This window comes from Mycobacterium sp. OTB74 (assembly GCF_029892685.1).
Lineage (GTDB): Bacteria > Actinomycetota > Actinomycetes > Mycobacteriales > Mycobacteriaceae > Mycobacterium.
Genome location: NZ_JARXVD010000016.1, coordinates 13,883 through 34,505, shown reverse-complemented (window position 1 = coordinate 34,505; position 20,623 = coordinate 13,883). Strand labels below are relative to the sequence as shown.

Genomic DNA, 20,623 nt, shown 5'->3' with positions numbered 1-20,623 from the left:
GTTCCCGACTCCTTGCGTGACTTGACAATTGGCCGAAACGCAGACCCCACTTTAAAATGGTCAGACCGATTGTGCAATGACTCGCTGGGGGATAGTCGGCTCGAAACTATCTGGTCGCGAGGTCCAATGCGACGTCGCCGATCATGTCCTCCTGCCCGCCGACCAGGCCGCGTCGGCCGACCTCGAGCAGAATGTCGCGCACGTCCAGATTGTGGTCCTGCGCGGCGTTTTCGGCGTGACGTAGAAAGCTGGAGTAGACGCCGGCGTATCCCAGTGTCAGGGTTTCCCTGTCCACGCGCACCGGTCGGTCCTGGATCGGGCGGACCAGCGTCTCGGCGGCGTCCTGTAGTGCAAACAGGTCGCAGCCGTGCTGCCAGCCGTACAGATCGGCAACCGCGATGAACGCCTCGATGAGGCAGTTGCCCGCTCCGGCGCCGTGTCCACACAGCGACGCGTCGACCCGGTAGGCGCCTTCCTCCACAGCGACCACCGAGTTGGCGACCGACAGCGACAGGTTCTCGTGTGCGTGGATACCGATCTGGGTTTCCGAGTTCAGGACATCGCGATAGGCGCTTACCCGGTCGCGTATACCGCGCATCGTCAATCGTCCACCGGAATCGGTGACATATACGCAGTGCGCTCCGGCGTCTTCCATCAGTTTCGCTTGTCGCGCAAGCACATCCGGTGTCGCCATGTGTGACATCATCAAGAAGCCCGACACGTCCATGCCCAGGTCGCGGGCCTTGCCGATGTGTTGTTCGGCGATATCCGCCTCGGTGGCGTGGGTGGCAATTCGCACTGATGTGACACCGAGGTCGTGGGCGGCGACAAGGTCGTGGATGGTGCCGATCCCCGGGAGCAGTAGCGTCGTCAGCCGTGCGTTCTTGACCACCTCGGCCGCGGCCGCGATCCACTGGCCGTCGGTCGAACTGCCGGGGCCGTAGGTGAGGCTCGAGCCGGCCAGGCCGTCGCCGTGGGCCACTTCGATGGCTGCGACCCCGGCGGCGTCGAGGGTGGCGGCGATCGCGCGCAGTCGGTCGACCGGTAGCCGATGGCGGACGGCGTGCATACCGTCGCGAAGGGTTACGTCCTGGATGTACAGCTGTGTCATGGCATTCGCTCTTGTGTTGGCGCGGAAAGATTTTCACCCACCCGCAGGGCGGCCGAGGTCATGATGTCGAGGTTGCCGGCGTACGCGGGCAGATAATGCGCCGCACCCTCGACCTCCAGGTACACTGAGACCTGCCAGTTCGCGCGGCCGTGCTTGGGGTCCACCAATTCACGGGCTGAGTCGTCGGTCTCGAGCTTGCGGAACTGCACGCGCTGTTTAAGCCGGTAGCCCGGTACATACGCGGCGACGTCGTCGACCATTGCCGTCACGCTCTTTTCGACGTCGTCAAGGTCGACATTCCCGATCAGGCAGTGCACGGTGTCGCGCATGATCAGCGGGGGATCGGCGGGGTTGAGCACGATGATGGCCTTCGCCCGTTTCGCACCGCCGACGACCTGCAGCGCCTTCGCAGTCGTTTCGGTGAACTCGTCGATGTTGGCACGCGTGCCCGGTCCGGCTGATTTCGACGCGATCGAAGCGACGATCTCGGCGTACAACACCGGGGTAGTGGCGGCGACGGCCGCGACGATGGGAATGGTGGCCTGTCCGCCGCAGGTCACCATGTTGACGTTCGAGCTGCCGAGATGTTCGCTCAGGTTGACCGCCGGAACCACGAACGGGCCGAGGGCCGCGGGAGTGAGATCGACCAGGCTCTTGCCAAGGGGTGCGAGCAGACGAGAGTTCTCCAGATGCGCAGAAGCTGAGGTCGCATCGAAAACCACTGCGATGTTGTCGAACTCGGGCATCTCGAGCAACCCGCGCACGCCGTCAGCAGTCGTCGGTACGCCGAAGCGCTGTGCCCGGCGCAATCCGTCGGAGTCCGGATCAATGCCCACCATCGCGCCCATCTCGAGCGTCTCCGACAATCGCAGCACCTTGATCATCAGATCGGTGCCGATGTTGCCCGAGCCGATGACGGCGACCTTGGTCCGGGTCATCGGGCTGCCTCCGCGAACGACACCTCGACCGAACCCACACCGTCGATGTCGGCGACGTACGTGCTGCCCGGACGCACAGGCACCATCGGACCCAGGGCGCCGGAAAGGACGACGTGCCCGGCGCGCAGCGGAGATCCGTTTTCTTGGGCGGTGCGGGCAAGCCACGCAAGCGCGTTGAGCGGGCTGTCCAGGCAGTCCGAGCCGCGACCGGCGGAGACCTCCGCACCGTCTTCGGTAAGCCGCATTGTGCGAGAAGGGAAGTCGAGATCAACTGCAGGCACAGTTTCGGCGCCCAATACAAATAGCGCAGACGAACCGTTGTCGGCGATCGTGTCGACGATGCTGATCGACCAGTCGCGCACCCTGGAGTCGACGATTTCGATGGCGGGCACCGCTAGAGCGGCCGCAGCTCTGATCCGAGATTCCGACAGGTCGCCGTCCAGATCCTCGGCGAGGATGAAGGCGATCTCGGCTTCGACCTTGGGCTGCAGTAGTTTTCCTGCTGCGACGGTGGTGCCCGCGGCCACCTGCATATCGGCGAACAGTACCCCGGAATCGGGTTGGTGGACGCCAAGCTGCCGCTGCACCGCCGGGGAGGTAAGGCCGATCTTGTGGCCGACGATCCGGCGTCCCCGTGCAAGGGAGTCCTCGGTGAGCAATTGCTGCACCGAGTATGCTGCCGCGATGTCGTTGGCGCCCAGTATGTTACGCACTGGCTCGCATTGTCTTGATGTCGCTGCAGCGGTGATCAGTCGGTTCGCGGCCTGACGCACAGGCATTGTCATGGTGGTCATGGATTCCTTGAAAGTCGTGCGAAGGGCGGTCAGCCCATGCTGCTGCCGCCGTTGACGTAAATTGTTTGCCCGGTGACGAATTGGCTGTCCGGGCCGGAAAGAAAGGCGACCACAGCCGCGATCTCGGCCGGATCGGCGGGGCGCCCGACGGGCACAAGCGCGGTTCCTTCCGCGATGACTTCTACGAGTCGCGCAGGCGCTTGGCCAGATTCGAGCAATTCCGCAAGCTCCGGGGTACGGACGTAGCACGGAGCAACGGTGTTCGCCGTGATGCCCGCCCCTGCGAACTCGCGTGCCAGTCCGCTGACCATGGCGTGGACGCCGCCCTTCGCGGCGTTGTACATCGCGTGGTCCATCAAGCCGGTACGCACCGAATCGGCGCCGATATTGATTATGCGCCCGTGCTCGCGACACACCATGTGCGGCAACACTGCTCGCACGCAGTAAATCGTCGTCCACAGGTTGTTGTCGATGGTGGCCCGCAGCGACTCCTCGGTGTGCTCCAGCGTCGGGCGGATCATCCCGCCGCCGGCGTTGTTGACCAACACGTCGACGTGGCCCAGCACCTCGATCGCTGCTACCAACAAGTCATCGGCTACACCTGCCTGCTGCAGCTCTCCGACGAATCCGCCGGCAATGTCAATCTGGTGCCCGACTTTCTCCAGATCTTCCTTCGACCGCGTTGCCACAAAGACACGGGCGCCGTCGGCGGTCAGGCGCCGCGCGATGCCCAGTCCGATTCCGGAGGACGCGCCGGTGACAATCGCGGTCCGGCCCGCCGATGTGGCGCTCACAAGATGATCGCCACGTCGGAGACGGCGCGCAGGTCCGTCATGTCCAGTTCTGCCCGTTTGAAGGCGATTCGGAATCCGTTGCCGGACAATCGAAGACGATAGCGGTACCGCCCGACATAGCAGCACGTCTTGCCACCACGAAACCGCCACACCGTGAACGAGGCCGTCACACCAATCTCACCGTTCTCGTTACCGGTTACCCGAACATTGAAGACCTGGTGGTTGGTACGGGAATGCGGGTACTCCCGGTGAGCCCGGCGGCTGCTGAGCCGCGCCACCCGTGCCCGCAGGCGTGCGATGTCATCGTTGATCAGCAGCAGGTCGGTGCGAGGATCGCCATCGGGGGTGTCGTTGCACGGCACCTCGTACTTGGCATCCTCGTCGAACAGCGCCAACCAGTCATCCAGCGACCACGAGTCCAGGAGGTCGGCTTCGGCGTACAGAAAGTCCTCGACCTGCTGACGGTCAACGGAAACAGCGGCGGCAGTCATTGCGCACGCCCCAAGTCCGCTGCCGCACCCATCTGCTGTTGCCAACGCCGCCAGAACTCGCGCATCTGCTCTTCGTCGTTGGCCATGGGCCCGCGCCCCATTCCCCGGGAAATGTCGCTCCATTCGACGCCGCCGCCGGCAAAGCTCTGCTGGCAGGACTCCAATGCCTCGACATCATCCGGGGTGGCGAACCCACCCGGACCCAGAAATGTCAGAAAGCTGTCGAGCCGCCGCTGGCGCAGTGACGGCAACTCGTTCACCGGAGCCAGTTCCCAGGCAGTGATATCCACTCGATCGGGGGCGGACGGGAAGAGGGTCCGCACGGTGACCGCCATGATGTCGTTGATGATCAAGTTGGGATAGATCAGCAGATTGCGGTTGACCTCGGACATCATGTGGGCCCGCTCCTCGCCGTGACGGCTGACCAGATCGGTTCGGAGCCGGTCGATTTCGTCGCGGGCGTCTTCTCCGAAGAGCGGTTCCCACTTGGCGACCGGACGACCCCATGGCGCGGAATACTCGATCACCGCGTGCCCGTTGCCAAGCGCCACCGCTCGTCCCTTGACGCCACCCTGCAGATCGGTGCCGATCGACACCAGATACTTGAAGTAGGTATCGTGCGTGGACTGAGCATGATAGCCATCAATGCTGTTCTCCACCAATAGCTTCCAGTTTGCGGTGAAGCTGTACTCGTTGGTTCCCCGGGCCATCTCGACGTTGCCGCCGCATCCGTCGATCACCAAGTCGAGGTAGTCCTTGGCGTCGGCGAGATAGGTCTGCAGGTCGACGATCTCGGGATCGAAGCTGGCGAAGACGAAGCCTCGATAAGACTCGACACGTGCCACCCGCGCCAGACCCAATTCGTCGAACTTGACGCCGCCCTGGTAAGCGTCGCGGTCGGGTACGCCCTTCAGATTGCCTTCGGTGTCGAAGGACCAAGCGTGGTAGAAGCAAGAGAACACCTTGGCGCTGCCCTTATCCTGGCGGCAGACCAGTGCGCCTCGATGTGTGCACGAGTTGTGGAACACGTTGATATTCCCGCTGTTTACGCCCCGCACCATGAAGATCGGCCGACCAGCCAGCGGTCGGCGCACGAAATCTCCGGGGTTCGGAATCTCCGACTCGTGGCCCACGTATAGCCACGATTTGGCGAAGATCCGTTCGATCTCGGCGCGATGCACCTCCGGCGAGGTCATCGCCGAGCGGTGTACCCGGAAGGTGTGGTTCGTCCGGTCGTCGACCACCACCGGTTCGATTGCCGCGTCAGGCACTGCGGCGCTCCAGGTTTCGACCTCGGAACTCATGATCGCCCCAGGTAATCGGAAACCAGCGCGGAGAATTCGTCGGCCCGTTCGATCTGGGTCCAGTGCCCGCACCGGCTGAACACGTGCAGGTCGGCGTTGGGTAACAGGCCCACCATCGTTACCGACACCGACACCGGAACCACTTTGTCTTCACGGCCGTGAACGAGCAGCGTGGGCGTGGCGATCGCGCGTACTTCGTCTTCAGTGATGCCGAGATCGGATCCCTTGTGCCGCGGATCGAAAAACATTGCGCGGTAGGCCTCGAAGGCGCCGTCAGCGATACTCGCTTCATACCGGATCGCGACGAGCTCATCGGTGATCAGCGTTGGGTCGACGGCAAAGTAATTGCGCAACATGTCGCGCATCGCATTATGCGACGGTTCGTACGCCCGCAGCGCAGCGAGACCTTCGGTCAGAGTCATGCCCACACCGGGTGCGCCCATGAGCACCATCCGCGAGATCCGCTCCGGGTGATCGGTGGCCATCTGCAGCGCGATGCGCCCTCCGAGAGAGTTGCCGACGATCGCGGCCCGCTCGAGGCCGAGTGCGTCGAGGAATGCCCAAACTTGGTCGGTCCAAGCGCGCAGCGAATAGACGATGTCCATGGGCCGCTCGGTGGCTCCGAAGCCGACGAGGTCGGGGGCCAAGACGCGGAACTTTTCGGCCAGAACCGGAATGTTGTACTGCCAGTTGGCTGTTCCAGACACACCCGGGCCCGAGCCGTGCAGCATGATCACTGGTGGGCCCGAGCCGGCCTCGAGATAGCTGGTTTCGATACCTCCGGCATTGATCATGTGTGCCGAAACGATTGACGTCGTCATCGTTGACTCCTTTCGCGGAACACTGCAAAACACTTGTTGGAGTTGAAGACATCGGTGGTGACCAACTCTGACCACGCGAGCTCGAGGCCCAGTGCGTCAGCGGCACCGGCCAAGCAGAACCAATTCAACATTTCGTGCTGGCCGGCATCGACGATGTCGGCGGTGGTGGTTGCGGTCCACGTGCTCCAGTCCTGTGCGGTGAACGCGTGGTAGAGCCGCTGATCCGCCTCGGTGTCCGGGGTGATGTGCCAGGTCTTGTCAGCAAGAAATGCATGCGACCAACTCGATGAGGCGATCAGCGCAACCCGAAGCTCGGTGTCGGCGAAAGACTGTGCCACGGCTCGGCCCAGCGCGAAGCATCGTGCGGGGGACGGGCCGACCGGATCCAGTCTCTCGTTGGCGATCTCCGCGAATCGCGCCAGCCCGCCGCGCCGCGTAATCGCATGCTGGCCATAGCAGTTCACGGTGATGGGAATCATCCGGTAGGGGAACTCACGCCCGGCGTGCGGATAGTCCAGAAACAACTGAGTATTGGCGATGGCATGTGGGAACGGCGAATTTGCCCGTTTCTGATACGAGTAGGCCACGTCGAAGCCGCGTTCGAGCAGTTGGTCGGCGAGACGGCGGGCTCCGTCGGGTTCGCCGTGCAACGTCATCGTCGTATCGTCGGGCAGGTCCCAGGCATTAGGGCTGCCGCGCTTGGTCATCACTTCGAACGGGTCCACTTCGACGTCTCCATAGGCCAGCACGCAGAACGGAGGGATGACCTCTTCGCGGAAGTTTTCGTATTGGTCGTCGCCCCACACCACCAGTACGTCGGGTCTGAATTCATCGAGTGCATCGCGGCAGCGAGCAAGGTTGTCGACCAACAGTTTTCGGTGATGAGCAGCTGTGGCGACACCGCCGTCGACGCCCCATTCGGCACGCATAGAAGCCGGCCAGCTAGCTGGGTCCTTCGCCTCGGCGGGGATGTCGGGGTCCGCCAGCGTCCACCGCAACAGGGATGCCATGTGCTCATCGGTGCCGGCCAGCAACGGATAATGCGTTAGGCCGAGGCCCAGGAAATGCGCCATGATCCCTCCAGATTGGTACGGAAGATTTTTTGCCGCCGGTCGTCAGGCAGATCGGCAACGACCGCGTCGAAGGGCTCCGGTATCGCCGGGAACGGGTAGTCCGATCCGAAAACGACATGGTCGCAACCGAAGGTTTCTATCGCCGCGTCAAGTGCGCTGCGGTTGTAGGTCAATGAATCGCACCACATTTGGCGGGCAAGGCGGCCAGGGCGGTCAGGGGAATCAGCGCTCGACCCCGCGATGATTGCTCCCTTGTCCATGCGGCCGGTCATCGCGGGCAGAGTCCCGCCGCCGTGCGCCAGACAGAGCCGGACATGTGGGCGGCGCTGCAGCGCGCCGCTGGCGATCAGGAGGGCTGCCGCCGTGCCGGTCTCGGTGGGCATCCCAGCGCCGAAGCCGAGGCCCGCTTGAGTTGTCCGGGGCAGCAGGTCCTGGTCGCTGGGATGCACCAGCACGAGGGCGCCGAGTTCGGCGGCGACGGCGAAGAATCTGTCGAAGCACTCGTCTCCGAGTTCACGGCCCGCGACCTGCGTGCCGATTTCGACTCCGATGAATCCCGGCTGGTTCATGCGATTTCGCATCTCGTCAATCGCCAAGTCGGGTTCCTGCAGGGCGACCGCGGCGAGTGCGGCGAAGCGGGTCGGGTGCTGACGCACGACGCGGGCGAAGAATTCATTTTGGGCCGACGCCAGTTCCGCCGCGCCAACCGCTGACGCCTGATAGCAGAACGTGACCGGAATTGGCGAAAGTACTTGCATCGCAACGCCGTCGCGATCCATGTCAGCAAGACGGGCGTCGGCTGACCAGCACCGGTGATCAATGCGACGGTAGGCGGCACCACCGAAGGTCAGAACCGCATCGGTCTCGTTGGTGTGCTCGACGCCCGGCCAGCGGTCGTCCGGATAGTGCTGCCGGAGGTCCGGCAGGTGGGGGTCGATGGCGTGGGTGTGGAAATCGATGAGCCCTGATCGGACGCCGGGATGAGTGTCGATGGTTCACCTCTGTGCAGGGAAGCCGAGCGGCTGCGGTGGTGGGTGTCACAAACGGTAGCAATTGTGTATGCATAATTCAAGACATACATCCATAATTACCTGGCCTGCTGGCGGCGAGGCGGCGGTCGCTATCGGCGTGCGAGGCGTGTGTGCGGCCAAATGATCTGTCCGAGAAGATGTTTCACAGCCCGACTACGTGGTGACGGGAGTGCTGATGCCCCGGCGAGAACGAACACGGATAATTCAGGCGCCCAAGCTCCCGCTTACGGAAGGGGCGCAGCCGTCGGCGTTGGGCCGCATCGTTTTCCGTGGGTCGGTCGAACTCGTCGACGATTCCCGGCATCGAGCGCTCGGCAGCTGTCCGATGGGTCGCAATACGGCCACGACGTCGCAGTCGGTGCGTGAAAGGACTACGCGAAAGGGCTAAGGGTGCTGTGGGGTGTTTGGCGTGCGGTCCGGGTCTTCGGTCCGGATCAGGTCGCGATCGTGGCGATTGATGGCGTCGACGAATGACGCCTGATCGTGCAGCGCGATGGCGGCCACGATGTCGTCGTGGACGTCGAGGCTGCTCTTCAGCAGCGCCTCGTGGTCGTGTACGAAGACGACCCGCGTCAGCACGGCCTTGATGCTGGTCACCAGGACTTGGTGCATTCCCTCCAGGACGGGGATGTGTGCGGCCGCCGCGACGACCCGGTGAAATGCCAGCACCGCGTCGAAGAACCCGACGGCGTCGGTAGTGGCTCGCATGGCGACCATGGCCGAGCGCATGGCCGCGATGTCGTCGCCGGTTGCCCGCTCGAATGCTGCCTTGGTCAGCCCGAACTCGAGGTACAACCGGGCTTCGAAAAGGTCCAGTGGATGGGGGTCGGACGGCTGGAACCACAGATCGAGCGCGCCGACCCGCACCTGCGGAGGCGCGCTCGCCACGGTGATTCCGCCGCCGGGTCCCGGTCGCACCGCAACAAGGTCGCGGTCGCGCAGGATGCGCAACGTCTCGTTCATCACCGTCGGGCTGATGCCGAACCGGTCCATGATCTCCGAGCGGCGCCCGAGATGTGCCCCGACCGGCAAGCGGGCGCTGAGGATTTCGTGTTCCAGATCAGCCGCGACTTGCTCCGCACGGGACGCGCGCGGCGCAGGCTCCCGATATTGCACGCGATCTCCTTGACGTCCTCGGCGTCATGGCGGCGCCGTCACCGTCAGTTTCTCAGATGAATCCGGTATCGCAGATACACAGGCGCGCGAGGGCGCGGTCATGTCGCTCCGCTTCGGCTCCGCCAGCAACTGGCCAGCCCATATGCGCGCGGCACTGATCGTGCTCGACCGGATGGTTTGCCGAAACGTGGACGAGATAGGTCTTTGCCCAGAGTCCGCTTCAGATCGACTTTGCAATCATGAGCCTCGCCGCGCGTGATCAGTCATGAACTCGTCGATGTAATGCCAGGTCGTTTTCCTGGCGCTACGCCCAGCGAGCACCCCGAGATGTCCGCCCGGAGCCGTCTCGAGACGGACCTCGGCCGCGTTCGGCAGTATCTGGCTAACGGCATGCGCCGCGGCTTGCGGCACGACGACGTCGCCGGTGCCGGCGATGTTCATCACCGGCACTCGCACGTTAGCCAGATTAAGCAGACTGCCGTCTTTACGGACGAGCTTCCCGTTCATCAACTCGTTGGCAATAAAGAATCGCCGGTACAGCGTTTCAATCGACTCGCCGGGATAGGCCTGCATGTTCCCCATTAGTGAGTCGACGGCCTCAACGTGGGCAAGAAAGTCGCGGTCGTCGCGTTTCTGAAACGTCGTCATTGGCTTCTTGGCGTAGGTCTGAATGTTCGTCATCTTGAAGGCGTAGTCGACAACGCTGGCCGGCACACCGCCGGCGGCGCGGAATGCGGCGCCGAAACCCTTGCCGAGTGCTTTGCCGCTCGTGGCACGATATGCGGCCGCCAGGATGTTGTCCCCGCCGAGCAACTTATTTCCTTCACGCATTGGTGCAAGGATTGGCATAACCGAAGTGTCCCAAGGGGTTCCCACCGTCGCGATCGTATTCACTGGAAGATCGGGGGTGATGGCGAGGGCGCACAGGGACATCAAGCCTCCGAGGCACCAACCGGCCACTTGAACTGGCTTGCCGCCGACGTCCTCCGACACCTTCAGGATGGACGCGGGTACTACCTCGTCGTGCCAGTGTTCGACGCCAAGGCCCTTGTCAGACTTGTCGATCGACCCGTAGTCGACCAAGTAGGTCCGGTAACCAAGACCCACCAAGTACTCGGCCATCGAGCAACCGCGTCGCAGGTCGAATGCTCTCGCTGGTGCTGCGAGGGGCGGCACCGGCAGCAGAGGTAGTGGACGCGGCTCGACCCCGTCGATCGGCTCGTAGCGGTACAGCGTCCGCTTCTTTCCCTGGTCAATCACTTTGGATGGCGTAGCTCGCGTGTCGGCCAGACCACGCCCGAACAAGTGGTCGAACAGATTGGAAGCCGCTTCGCGGCGCAGCTCATTGGGCCGATTGATGAAATCGGACAGATCCCCCATACCAATCACGTCTTCTCCTCGACTTGTTGCTGGCGGCAGCTTTGGGCCACATTAAGCGCCGGTGTGGCCTTCTGAATTCACCCCAGTGGGGTTAATGGGGCCATCTAATGGGGGGGACGGTGCATAGAACCGTGTCGCAATGTTTCCAGCCGCGGCCATGAGATCGCTATGGGGCACAACATGATTGACTAGTACTGCAGCCGTAGATCGGGGTTGGCGGGATTCGGCGTGTCTGCGCTGGTCAGGGCGGTGACCGCGGCATTGTTCGGAGTTTGTGACGACACCAAATTCTGCCGCGGTCGCCGCGGCTCATAGCGTAGACCCTGACCGATGGCAGACCGAGTTTTCCGCGGTGCTCGATCGGATCGCGCCGCGATTCACCCGATACGAACCGCTGCGGCATGCCTCGGCGTTGATCGCCGGGATGGTTGCGGGCCTGGACCGCAAGAATTGCTGGATGATCGCCGAGCACCGCGGCGCAGCGACCCCCGATGGGCTGCAGCATCTGCTGGCACGGGCGAAATGGGACGCCGACGATGTTCGTGATGATCTGCGCGATTACGTCGTCGAGGCCTTCGGGGACCACGATGCGATTCTGGTCGTCGACGAGACCGGGGATGTCAAGAAAGGCACCCACAGCGTCGGGGTGCAGCGGCAATACTCCGGCACCGCCGGCCGCATCGAAAACTCCCAAGTAGCGGTGTATCTGACCTATGCCGCGCCCCGCGGGCATGCCCTCATCGACCGCGCCCTGTACTTACCCAAGTCCTGGACCGAGGACACCGAGCGCTGCGCTGAAGCCGGAATCCCCAGAGATAAGCAAGGTTTCGCGACCAAACCGGCGTTGGCCATCGCACTGATCGACCGCGCCGTTGCCGCCGGCGTGCCCGCCGGCTGGGTGGCCGGCGACGAAGTCTACGGCGCTGACCCCCGGCTGCGCGCCGCGGTGCGCAGCCACCGGCTGGGCTACGTGCTGGCCATTGCCGCCAACCGGCGGGTGCCCACCCACGCTGGGCCGATCCGCGTCGACGCCCTGCCCGCACTCATCCCGGCCCACGCCTGGCAGAAACACTCCGCCGGCGCCGGCGCCCACGGGCCGCGCCTGTACTCCTGGGCCTGGTTTCGGATGTGCGCGGAAGACGACACCGACACCGGGCACCATCATTTGCTGATCCGCCGCAACGACGCCACCGGCGAGCTCGCCTACCTACGGTGCTACAGCCCGCGCCCCGTCCCGCTGCGCACTCTGGTCGCCGTCGCCGGGCAACGCTGGCGAATCGAAGAATCCTTCCAGGCCGCCAAAGGACTCGTCGGCCTGGAATTTCGCCGTCTCTTCGACGCCCTGCTACTGGCCACCAACCACACCGTCACGGCCCTGCTGGCCTGGTCACGATGGCGACGACAACACCAATACCGAGCCCGACAATCCCACTATCGACGGCGCGAACAACAGTGACCCCGATCTACGGCTGCAGTACTAGGTGTAGCTCTGCCTCCCGCTGCCCATCGATGGGTGCACATCGACAGCTCAGAGGTCTCGGCCGATGAGTTCTTTCAGGATCTCGTTGGTGCCGCCGTAGATCTTCTGTACTCGCGCGTCGGCATACATGCGTGCGATGGGATATTCCATGACGTACCCGTACCCGCCGAAGATCTGCAGGCATTTATCGATCACCTTGCATTGCATGTCGCTCACCCAGACCTTGGCCATGGACGCGGTCGCCGCGTCGAGGTTGCCGTCCAGGTATCGGCTGATGCAGTGATCGACCAAGGTCTTGCCGGCCAGGACATCGGCCTTGCATTCGGCGAGAACGAATTTGGTGTTCTGGTGATCAAGGATGGGCCTGCCGAACGCGTGGCGGTCCTTGGCGTATTTGACCGCCTCGACCACGGCAGCCTCGGCCATCGCCACGCCGCCGACCGCGATGCTGAGTCGCTCCCGTGGAAGTTGCCGCATCAGTTGGAAGAACCCCTGGCCCTCAACGCCGCCGAGGAGGTTTTGGGCCGGCACGCGCATATCAGTGAAGGCAAGCTCACGGGTGTCCTGTCCGTGTTGGCCGATCTTTTTCAATACACGCCCGCGTTCGAAGCCGACTTGGCCCTGTGTTTCGACAATCAATAGCGAGATGCCCTTAGCACCCTGACTTGGATCGGTTTTCGCCACGACGATCAGCAGGTCGCAGTGGGAGCCGTTGGTGATGAAGGTCTTCGATCCATTGATTACGTATTGGTCGCCGTCACGCACGGCGGTGGTGCGCACCGCCTGCAGATCAGAGCCGGTGCCGGGCTCGGTCATCGCGACAGCCAACACGCCATCGCCGGATGTGACCCGGGGCAGCCAGCGTGATTTCTGCTCCTCGGTACCAAACCCGTAAAGGTAGTGTGCGGAAATCGTGGAATGTGCGTTGAAGCCGAACGCTGTGTCTCCGGAGAAACTGAGTTCGTGCTGAATCACCGCCTCGTGTCCGAAATTGCCGTCTGCCCCGCCATATTGATCAGGTAGCTCGGGGCAGAGCAGACCCGCGGCCCCGGCCTTAGTCCAGAGCTCGCGGTCTACCTGATGCTCTTCAGCCCACCGTTCTTGGTTCGGCGTGACTTCTTTTCGAAAGAAATCTGCCGCGTGTTCGCGTAGCAGTCGCTGATCGTCGGTTTCCCACGGACAGCGGTAATCAGGAAACAGGTCCGACACGTCGCTTACCGCTCCGCCGTCACAGGGGAGTGGCTGTGGCCCCGGCGCGGCCTCGATCGACTTTGTCGAAGAACTGCTGCGATCGCTCCATCACGCTCATGTTCCCGCCGCACAGGGCGTAACCCCACATCGCCTCGACGCGCAACTGGTCGTAGAGAGGCCGGCCGATGATTTCGAGCACGGTCTCCTTCGCTGATTCGATGGCGGCCTGGTCGCAGCGCAGGATCCGCTGAACCAAGGCGTCGGTCTCTTCCTCGAGCTTTTCGTGGGGCACCACCCGGGAGATCATGTTCGCGGTGAACGCCCGCTCCGCGGACATCGGCTCGCCGGTCAGCAGCATCTCCAAGGCGACGCCGACACCGCAGGCGTTGACCAGGCGGGGGATACCACCGTCGGCTGGGTGCATTCCTCGACGCACCTCGAACGTACCGAACTGTGCACGGTCCGAGGCGATTCGGATGTCGCAGGCCATCGACAACTCGATACCGTGCCCGACGCACCAGCCGTTGATAGAGGCGACGATCGGCTTGGTGATACGCGAAAGCGGTCCGCGAGTGATTCCACACAGACCGTCCTCAAGGCGTTCCCGTCCGACCATCGGCCCAACCGTTTGCCATTCGGGCGCGTGAGTTTTCAGGTCTGCGCCGGCTGTGAATGCGTCGCCGGTACCGGTGATGACGGCAACGCGCATCTGCGGGTCATCCCTGAAGTCGCGCCACGCTTCACACATCAACTCGTGGGTTTCGATGTCGATGGCGTTCTTGACCTCTGGGCGGTTGAGCGTCAGGTATGCGACTTCGCCGCGCTTTTCGTAGAGCAATTTTTCTGCCATGAGCGGTCCTAACTAGTTCTGCTGGTTGGTGTCGAGGATGGCGGGTACCGCTGAACGGTGGAACCCGTCGAAGGGGGTGTTGTGCTGTGCGGGCTGCAATTTCCACCAGCCCGGTTTCGCGTTCGGTGCCCCGCCGTCGACGCGGACACAGGTACCGGTGATAAAGCTGGCGGCGGGAGACAGCAAGAACACGACTGCGGCGGCAACCTCGGCCTCAGTCCCGAAGCGCTGCAAGGGGATTTCGCCGGCAACCTCGTTGCGCAGGAAGTCCGCGTCTTTGGGGTCGTAGGTATCCAGCCCGCTCGATGCAATGGAACCTGGAGCGATGGTGTTCACCCGCACTCCCGAAGCGGCCCACTCGGTCGCGGCGGACTCACTCAGGGTCAGCATGCCGCCACGCGCGGCGCCCGAGTGCGCGAAGTGCGGCCAGCCGTTCCAGATGTCGGCGACCATGTTCACTATGGCGCCGCCATGCGCCTTCATCCACCTGTTGTAGGCCTCGCGCATTACAATGAAGCCACCGGTGAGATTGTTGCGCACCACGGCCTCAAAGCCTTTGGTACTAATGGTTTCCAGGGGTGCCCGGTATTGGCCGCCGGCATTGTTGAACAACCCGTCGATGCGTCCGTGCTCCGCGATGATCGCTTCGATAACCTCGCCGACGGCGACCTCGTCGCGGATGTCGGCGGTGTGGATGGAGACCTGGCCACCGTCGTCGCGGATCTCGGCTTGCACGGCGTTGAGTTTGTCCACATTGCGGCCGACGATCGCGACGGTGGCGCCCAGCGCGGCGAGCTCGTGGGCGGTGCATCGCCCGATACCACTACCGCCGCCGGTGATGACGACTGTTTGCCCCGCAAACAGGCCGTCCTTGAATACTGAGTCATAGCCCACTGATCGTTCTCCTTACGACTTCTCTTTAAGCTGTTGCCGCAGAGCAGCTTTCTGCACTTTTCCGCTAGCGGTCTGCGGCAGCGACTCCCTGAAGTGAATCTCCTTAGGAACCTTGTATCCGGCGATGAGTCCGCGACAATGCGACACCAGATCGGGAATTTCGACCGGCTTGTCGGGGTACGCGACGACGAAGGCGACGACACGTTCTCCCCATTTTTCGTCCGGGGCACCCACCACCGCGACCGTCTGCACGCACGGGTGCGCCGCCAAGGCGCGTTCAACCTCGGCTGAATAGATGTTCTCGCCGCCACTGACGATCATGTCCTTGAGGCGGTCGACGAGGTAGAGGTTGCCGTCCTTGTCGCGGATGCCACCATCGCCGGTGTGATACCAACCGTCGATGATGGCGGTCGCGGTCGCTTCCGATTTGTTCCAGTAACCGTTGAACATCCACGGTGATCGCACCAGGACTTCGCCGGCCGTGCCTGTGGGGAGCTGTCGTCCAGTCGGGTCCGCGATGCGTAGCTGGACCCCGGGCATGGGCTGACCGCAGGATTTCAAGAGGTCCGGATTGTCGACGCGATGCTGTTCTGGGCGCAGCAGTGTGATGATGAAAGTCTCAGTGGTTCCATAGAACTGGACGAAATCGCAACCGAACACTTCGAGGGCCTTCTGCAGGGTGTGCTGTCCGATCGGTGAGCCGGCGTACAGAATCCGCCGCAGTGATGAGAAGTCCGCGGATAACTCTGAATTGTGGTCCAGCAGCAGCTGTAACGCGGTGGGCACCAGGCACGTCACGGTGGGGCGGTGCCGCACGACTGCATGGGTGAATGCGGTTGGTTCGAATGCGTCCAGGATCGCGAGGGAGGCGCCGTGAAACAGAGCCGGCAGCGAAACGAGTGTGCCGGCGAGGTGAAAATTCGGCATGACCATCAATCCGACATCATCGGACGTCCAGTTGACCGAAGGCTCAGTCGCCGCGCTGCGGAACCAATTCATCAAGGCGCCGTGAGTGATTGGCACGCCCTTGGGGGCGGCGGTGGTACCAGACGTATAGCCGAGGAGGCTGGTGTCGGACTCCGTCAGCGCGACGCCCGGGTCCGCACAGCCGCCACTCGCAAGCCACCCGTCCAAGTCGTCTTCGGGCACGACTTGGACCCTGCTCACGGTGGCCTGGCGGACCCGCTCAGCGAGCTCAGTGAATTCCCGTCCGGCGAAGATCACCGGAACGTTCGCGTCTTCGACGACTTCAGCGATTTCAGGCGGTGCGCTGCGCCAGTTCAATGGCGCGAATGCACATCTCGCCTTATTGGCACCGATCCAGATCTCGAAGAAAGCCGCCGAGTTCTTGCCCAAGTAGCCGATATGGGAGCCGGGCGGGACGCCCGCTGTGACGAGTGTGTTGGCGATGCGGTTCGACCGTTCCTCCAGCTGCGCGTAGGTGACGACGCGATCGCCGTCGATCAACGCGGCCTTATCGGGTGTCTCGCTCGACCACCGTCGCGCAATGTCGGGCACGGAACGGATGCCGGCACGGATCGTCATCGCACTCCCAACGGTGAACCAATGTCGTAATGGTCAGACCATACATACGACTGTCTGGTCCGGTCAAGGTGCGGTCGTTGGTTTGGCCCGCAGGTGGCTGCTCTGGCCCGGCCTGCGGCTCAATGGCATTGCACGCCAATCGTTCCGACACACTCGAAGCTGAGCAGGGATCGCCCCGCTCAACTTGTCCTGGTCGCTGGTTCAACCACCGGGAGCAACAGGCGTGCGATGTCCTCGCTGGACGCGCATGGCGCCTGTCATCTGGTTCATCGTCCCTTCCGGTCCGGCATCGGTCCGGGGGCGTGGTCTCGGACAAATTTTGTCGGGTAGTGGTCTAAAACTCGCTGGTTTCGTTCGCGGGGAAATATGCCACACAGCTGGCCGTCCTCATTGGCCCCCGGATTTCGACTGCCGCGAAAAGCATTACACGGGCAACCCGGCTGCCGAGATCAGTTTGGTACACGCCGAACGTGGACTCCATTTGGGGCAGCTGGTCGATCCGGCTGGGGTTGATTAGCGGCGAAACCCTTTGCGTGGCTGTTAATTGTCGGTGTATTCTGCGTCGATCGGCGGGTGACATCGGTGACGAAACTGATGTAACTCCAAAGGGGCACCGATAATCCCTCGTGATGGAGCAGCCACCCGTGCTGTTTGCCTCGTAGTGTTTCGGCCCATGCTGCTGCTTCACTGTGCACTCCTGCCACAGTGGTTTAGTCCCGACCCTCGACCAGATCGAGGGCGAACATAATGGCGACGTTAGCGCTCACGAAGTCGCTCCGAGGGGTGGGCAGTTTCTTCGCCATGGCGCTGGACACGCTCATACAGATGTTCAGGCCGCCGTTCGCCTGGAAGGAGTACGTACTCCAGACCTGGTTCGTGGCACGCGTGTCGGTGCTGCCCGCGCTGTTGTTGACGATGCCGTACTCGGTGTTGCTGACGTTCACCTTCAACGTTTTGCTGACTGAGTTTGGTGCAGCGGATTTTTCCGGTACTGGTGCCGCGGTTGGCACGGTGAACCAGATCGGTCCGATCGTCACAGTGTTGGTGGTGTCCGGTGCGGGTGCCACTGCGATGTGCGCCGACTTAGGGGCACGGACGATGCGGGAGGAGCTCGACGCGCTGCGGGTGATGGGAGTGAACCCTATCCAGGCGCTTGTGGTTCCCCGAGTGCTGGCGGCGACGACGGTGGCGCTGGTGCTGGCTTCGTCGGTGATCGTCATTGGTCTTACAGGCGCGTTCCTCTTCACCGTGTACGTCCAACATGTCGCGGCCGGCGCCTTCGTAGCGGGTCTGACGACGCTAACCGGTATCGGTGACGTCATTGTTTCGCTCACGAAGGCAACGCTTTTCGGCTTGGCTGCGGGTTTGATCGCCTGCTACAAGGGCATCTCGGTAAAAGGTGGTCCGGCCGGTGTCGGCAATGCGGTCAACGAGACGGTGGTATTCACGTTCATGGTGTTGTTTGCGATCAACGTCATCGTGACAGCCGTCGGCATCCAGTTCACGGTGTCGTGAGGTGAACAAATGACGCAGCAAGTTCTGAAGACACGCTTTCCCAGAATCGAAGCCCGCAGAAAAAACCTCGTCAAGAAGTGGCTGCAGATCGGAGAAGAGGGCCGGTTCTATTCGCAGGTCATGCTTTCGATTCCGGATGCCATCAAGAATTACCGGGGCGAGTTGCTGCGGCTGATCGCAATAACCGGGTTGGGTAGCGGTGCCCTGGCGCTGGTGGGCGGAACCGTCGTCATCGTCGGGTTCCTCACGATGACCACCGGTGCACTGATTGCGGTCCAGGGATACAACCAATTGGGATCGGTAGGTTTTGAGGCCCTAACGGGGTTCGCGTCAGCGTTCTTCAATGTGCGACTGATCGTGCCGGGAACGACATCGGTGGCGCTCGCTGCGACCATCGGGGCCGCCGCGACCGCGCAGATCGGGGCGATGCGAATCAACGAGGAAATCGACGCCCTCGAAGTAATCGGTATTCGCGCCGTCACCTACTTGGCTTCCACACGCGTGTTCGCCGGGATAGTCGTGGTGATCCCGCTGTACTGCGTGGCAATCATGGGCGCATTCCTTGCGGCCCGCGGTGGCACCACATTGCTCTACGGGCAGGGCTCGGGCGTGTACGACCACTACTTCAGCACGTTCCTCAACCCGAGCGATGTGATCTGGTCGTTCTTCCAGTGCGTGGCAATGACGGTCGTGATCATGCTGATCCACACCTACTACGGCTTCAACGCCTCCGGTGGTCCCGCCGGCGTCGGAGAGGCCGTCGGGAGCGCGGTACGGCTGTCGATGGTGATTGCAGGGATCGAGATCGCGTTCATTTCGCTGGCTATTTACGGCCAGTCCGGCAACTTCAACCTGGCGGGTTGACGCCATGGAGTCACGACCTGGAGAGCACCGCATCCCGCTGGGGTGGTGGGCATTCATCATGGTGGCAGTCGCAGTGGTATTCGTAGCTGCGACGTCGACCATCTTCGCGGGCACGCTCAGGCCTTACCTGCCGGTGACGCTGACCTCAGACCGAGCCGGCCTGGTGCTCGAGACGAACGCCAAAGTCAAGATGCGCGGCGTCGAGGTAGGCCGGGTCGGTGCGATCGATGTAAACAAGGAAAGCGCCAACCTGCGCCTCGAAATATATCCCGACCAGGCCAAATACATTCCGGCCAACGTGGGCGCCCAGATCCGGGTTACGACGATATTCGGCGCGAAGTTCGTAGACCTGGTGTACCCGGACAATCCAAGTTCGGCCCGACTGGCGGCCGGCGCGGTGCTGCATTCCACGAACGTCACATCCGAAGTGAACACCGTGTTCGAGAACGTCGTCGACCTGCTCAATATGGTCGACCCGGCGAAGCTGAACTCGGTACTCGCCGCGGTGGCGGAGGGAGTGCGCGGGCAGGGTGAACGCATCGGCCAAGCCACCACCGACCTCAATCAGGTGTTGCTGGCCCTCAATGCCCGCAGTGACACCATCCGCGAGGACTGGCGGTCGTTCAAACGATTCAATGACACCTTTGCCAGCGCCGCCAATGACTTGGTGACGATCCTCAATGCGGCCAGCACCACCAGCAAGACTGTCGTTGACCATTCCGCTGCGCTGGACAAGCTGCTGCTCAATGTCGTGGGAATGTCGACCGCGGGGACCGATCTGCTGGCCACCAGCAAGGACAAGCTGGTATCGGCGGTCAACACCCTAGCGCCCACAACCAACCTGCTGCTCAAGTACAACCCCGAGTACACCTGCTGGCTGCAGGGCGCCAAGTGGGCCCTCGATAACGGCGGGTACTACGTGTACGGCGGCGGCGACGGGCGATCACTGATCTTTGACGTCAGCCTGCTTCCGGGCAAGGACGGGTACCAATATCCCGATAACCTGCCGATCGTCGCGGCAAAGGGCGGACCTGGTGGAAAGCCAGGGTGTGGCTCGCTGCCGGATGCCAGCAAGAACTTCCCGATCCGCCAGCTCATCACTGACACGGGTTTTGGGACCGGCACCGATTGGCGGCCGAACCCGGGGATTGGGCACCCGTGCTACGCCGACTACTTCCCGCAGACCCGCGCAGTGCCGGAGGCGCCGAAGATTCGCCAATGCATCCCCGGACCCGCGGTCGGGCCGGTTCCCTACGCGGGTGCGCCGCCATACGGAGCGCCGCTATACGCGCCCGGTGGGGTGCCGCTGTGGTCAGGTGTCCCGCCGGCACCGCCCAACCCTGCTGATGCCCAGCAACCTCAGCCGGCCCCAGATCAACCCGGTGCGCCGTTGCCGGCAGAAGCCGGAGCGCCATCCCCGTGACCGCAAAC

19 protein-coding genes are annotated in these 20,623 nt (G+C 62.9%); 4 read left to right on the top strand and 15 right to left on the bottom strand.

Features of this window, described 5'->3' with window-relative positions; genetic code table 11:
* Positions 1-106 precede the first annotated feature (106 nt).
* From dmpG to M2432_RS20000, 11 genes are all read right to left on the bottom strand, one after another.
* Positions 107-1,111 carry a 4-hydroxy-2-oxovalerate aldolase gene (dmpG, locus tag M2432_RS20050; RefSeq protein WP_280828585.1) on the bottom strand — a complete coding sequence of 335 codons (1,005 nt, stop codon included), beginning with the start codon at positions 1,109-1,111 and terminating at the stop codon, positions 107-109.
* Positions 1,108-2,049 carry an acetaldehyde dehydrogenase (acetylating) gene (locus M2432_RS20045; protein WP_280828584.1) on the bottom strand — a complete coding sequence of 314 codons (942 nt, stop codon included), beginning with the start codon at positions 2,047-2,049 and terminating at the stop codon, positions 1,108-1,110. The genes dmpG and M2432_RS20045 overlap by 4 nt, the downstream gene beginning before the upstream one ends.
* Complete coding sequence (locus tag M2432_RS20040; protein WP_280828583.1) at positions 2,046-2,843, bottom strand: fumarylacetoacetate hydrolase family protein; 798 nt, start codon at positions 2,841-2,843, stop codon at positions 2,046-2,048. The genes M2432_RS20045 and M2432_RS20040 overlap by 4 nt, the downstream gene beginning before the upstream one ends.
* Positions 2,844-2,872: 29 nt before the next feature.
* Positions 2,873-3,637 carry an SDR family NAD(P)-dependent oxidoreductase gene (locus tag M2432_RS20035; protein WP_280828582.1) on the bottom strand — a complete coding sequence of 255 codons (765 nt, stop codon included), beginning with the start codon at positions 3,635-3,637 and terminating at the stop codon, positions 2,873-2,875.
* A complete protein-coding gene (locus M2432_RS20030) occupies positions 3,634-4,128 on the bottom strand; it encodes an aromatic-ring-hydroxylating dioxygenase subunit beta (RefSeq protein WP_280828581.1) in 495 nt (164 codons plus the stop codon). Before M2432_RS20030 ends, M2432_RS20035 begins: the two co-directional genes overlap by 4 nt.
* On the bottom strand, positions 4,125-5,432 hold the full coding sequence (locus M2432_RS20025) for an aromatic ring-hydroxylating dioxygenase subunit alpha (RefSeq protein ID WP_280828580.1): 1,308 nt from the start codon (positions 5,430-5,432) through the stop codon (positions 4,125-4,127). Before M2432_RS20025 ends, M2432_RS20030 begins: the two co-directional genes overlap by 4 nt.
* A complete protein-coding gene (locus M2432_RS20020) occupies positions 5,429-6,253 on the bottom strand; it encodes an alpha/beta fold hydrolase (protein ID WP_280828579.1) in 825 nt (274 codons plus the stop codon). Before M2432_RS20020 ends, M2432_RS20025 begins: the two co-directional genes overlap by 4 nt.
* Positions 6,250-7,326: an extradiol ring-cleavage dioxygenase gene (locus M2432_RS20015; protein WP_280828578.1), complete on the bottom strand. Its 1,077-nt coding sequence runs from the start codon at positions 7,324-7,326 to the stop codon at positions 6,250-6,252. Before M2432_RS20015 ends, M2432_RS20020 begins: the two co-directional genes overlap by 4 nt.
* Complete coding sequence (locus tag M2432_RS20010; RefSeq protein ID WP_280828687.1) at positions 7,299-8,252, bottom strand: amidohydrolase family protein; 954 nt, start codon at positions 8,250-8,252, stop codon at positions 7,299-7,301. Before M2432_RS20010 ends, M2432_RS20015 begins: the two co-directional genes overlap by 28 nt.
* A gap of 489 nt (positions 8,253-8,741) precedes the next feature.
* The gene (locus M2432_RS20005; RefSeq protein ID WP_280828577.1) at positions 8,742-9,473 is read right to left on the bottom strand and encodes an FCD domain-containing protein; all 732 of its coding nucleotides are present in this window, start codon (positions 9,471-9,473) and stop codon (positions 8,742-8,744) included.
* 237 nt (positions 9,474-9,710) lie between these two features.
* Positions 9,711-10,853: an alpha/beta fold hydrolase gene (locus tag M2432_RS20000; protein WP_280828686.1), complete on the bottom strand. Its 1,143-nt coding sequence runs from the start codon at positions 10,851-10,853 to the stop codon at positions 9,711-9,713.
* A 352-nt stretch (positions 10,854-11,205) separates the two neighbouring features.
* On the opposite strand from M2432_RS20000, the gene M2432_RS19995 reads away from it, so the two are divergent.
* A complete protein-coding gene (locus tag M2432_RS19995) occupies positions 11,206-12,309 on the top strand; it encodes an IS701 family transposase (RefSeq protein ID WP_280828576.1) in 1,104 nt (367 codons plus the stop codon).
* Positions 12,310-12,381: 72 nt separating this feature from the next.
* Here M2432_RS19995 and M2432_RS19990 read toward each other — a convergent pair whose 3' ends face one another.
* Genes M2432_RS19990 through M2432_RS19975 form a run of 4 tightly spaced genes read right to left on the bottom strand, consistent with a single transcriptional unit; the run spans position 12,382 to position 16,813 of the window.
* Entirely contained in the window at positions 12,382-13,542 is a 1,161-nt protein-coding gene (locus M2432_RS19990) for an acyl-CoA dehydrogenase family protein (RefSeq protein ID WP_280828575.1), read from the bottom strand.
* A gap of 19 nt (positions 13,543-13,561) precedes the next feature.
* A complete protein-coding gene (locus M2432_RS19985; RefSeq protein WP_280828574.1) occupies positions 13,562-14,374 on the bottom strand; it encodes an enoyl-CoA hydratase/isomerase family protein in 813 nt (270 codons plus the stop codon).
* A 12-nt stretch (positions 14,375-14,386) separates the two neighbouring features.
* Positions 14,387-15,268, bottom strand: coding sequence for an SDR family oxidoreductase (locus M2432_RS19980; protein ID WP_280828573.1), 882 nt, complete (start codon positions 15,266-15,268; stop codon positions 14,387-14,389).
* A gap of 12 nt (positions 15,269-15,280) precedes the next feature.
* On the bottom strand, positions 15,281-16,813 hold the full coding sequence (locus M2432_RS19975) for a long-chain-fatty-acid--CoA ligase (RefSeq protein WP_280828572.1): 1,533 nt from the start codon (positions 16,811-16,813) through the stop codon (positions 15,281-15,283).
* Positions 16,814-17,560: 747 nt separating this feature from the next.
* On the opposite strand from M2432_RS19975, the gene M2432_RS19970 reads away from it, so the two are divergent.
* The 3 genes from M2432_RS19970 to M2432_RS19960 are packed head-to-tail and all read left to right on the top strand — an operon-like array spanning position 17,561 to position 20,615.
* Entirely contained in the window at positions 17,561-18,328 is a 768-nt protein-coding gene (locus tag M2432_RS19970; RefSeq protein ID WP_280828571.1) for an ABC transporter permease, read from the top strand.
* 9 nt (positions 18,329-18,337) lie between these two features.
* Positions 18,338-19,192, top strand: a complete 855-nt coding sequence (locus M2432_RS19965) for an ABC transporter permease (protein WP_280828570.1) — start codon at positions 18,338-18,340, stop codon at positions 19,190-19,192.
* A gap of 4 nt (positions 19,193-19,196) precedes the next feature.
* Positions 19,197-20,615, top strand: a complete 1,419-nt coding sequence (locus tag M2432_RS19960) for an MCE family protein (protein WP_280828569.1) — start codon at positions 19,197-19,199, stop codon at positions 20,613-20,615.
* Positions 20,616-20,623: the final 8 nt, after the last annotated feature.

Bases quoted from the DNA above. Each gene is read 5' to 3' on its own strand.
- M2432_RS20045 (WP_280828584.1), bottom strand. From the start codon at position 2,049: ATGACCCGGACCAAGGTCGCCGTCATCGGCTCGGGCAACATCGGCACC.
- M2432_RS20040 (WP_280828583.1), bottom strand. From the start codon at position 2,843: ATGACCACCATGACAATGCCTGTGCGTCAGGCCGCGAACCGACTGATC.
- M2432_RS19970 (WP_280828571.1), top strand. From the start codon at position 17,561: ATGGCGACGTTAGCGCTCACGAAGTCGCTCCGAGGGGTGGGCAGTTTC.
- M2432_RS19960 (WP_280828569.1), top strand. From the start codon at position 19,197: ATGGAGTCACGACCTGGAGAGCACCGCATCCCGCTGGGGTGGTGGGCA.
- M2432_RS19965 (WP_280828570.1), top strand. From the start codon at position 18,338: ATGACGCAGCAAGTTCTGAAGACACGCTTTCCCAGAATCGAAGCCCGC.
- M2432_RS20025 (WP_280828580.1), bottom strand. From the start codon at position 5,432: ATGAGTTCCGAGGTCGAAACCTGGAGCGCCGCAGTGCCTGACGCGGCA.
- M2432_RS19985 (WP_280828574.1), bottom strand. From the start codon at position 14,374: ATGGCAGAAAAATTGCTCTACGAAAAGCGCGGCGAAGTCGCATACCTG.
- dmpG (WP_280828585.1), bottom strand. From the start codon at position 1,111: ATGACACAGCTGTACATCCAGGACGTAACCCTTCGCGACGGTATGCAC.
- M2432_RS20000 (WP_280828686.1), bottom strand. From the start codon at position 10,853: ATGGGGGATCTGTCCGATTTCATCAATCGGCCCAATGAGCTGCGCCGC.
- M2432_RS20015 (WP_280828578.1), bottom strand. From the start codon at position 7,326: ATGGCGCATTTCCTGGGCCTCGGCCTAACGCATTATCCGTTGCTGGCC.
- M2432_RS20030 (WP_280828581.1), bottom strand. From the start codon at position 4,128: ATGACTGCCGCCGCTGTTTCCGTTGACCGTCAGCAGGTCGAGGACTTT.
- M2432_RS19975 (WP_280828572.1), bottom strand. From the start codon at position 16,813: ATGACGATCCGTGCCGGCATCCGTTCCGTGCCCGACATTGCGCGACGG.
- M2432_RS20020 (WP_280828579.1), bottom strand. From the start codon at position 6,253: ATGACGACGTCAATCGTTTCGGCACACATGATCAATGCCGGAGGTATC.